The organism is Variovorax sp. 10N420 (assembly GCF_056394705.1).
Genome location: NZ_JBFTIJ010000055.1, coordinates 1 through 372, shown reverse-complemented (window position 1 = coordinate 372; position 372 = coordinate 1). Strand labels below are relative to the sequence as shown.

Here is a 372-nt window from a genome sequence, read left to right as displayed (position 1 = left end):
CGACGAGGACGGCAACTGGAGCTTCACGCCTGATACGCCGCTGGGCGAAGGCAAGCACGAGTTCACGGTGGTCGAGCGTGATCAGGCGGGCAACGAAAGCAAGCCGTCGGATCCGCACGTGGTGATCGTGGACAAAACCCCGCCTGGCCAGCCGGCCGTTGGCGAAGTGACTGACGACGTGGGCTTGGTTCAGGGTCCGGTGGGCAATGGCGAGATCACGGACGACACGACACCGACACTGGTGGGCAAGGGCGAGCCGGGCGACACGATCGTCGTGATCGACAACGGCACGCCCGTTGGCGAGACGAAGGTCGACGAGGACGGCAACTGGAGCTTCACGCCTGATACGCCGCTGGGCGAAGGCAGGCACGA

The 372-nt window shown here is 65.3% G+C and carries 1 protein-coding gene; it reads left to right on the top strand.

The genetic code is table 11. The features are described 5' to 3' along the window. A partial coding sequence (locus tag AC1DEK_RS30185) for an Ig-like domain-containing protein (protein WP_478128998.1) occupies nucleotides 1-372 on the top strand: 372 nt, incomplete at both ends.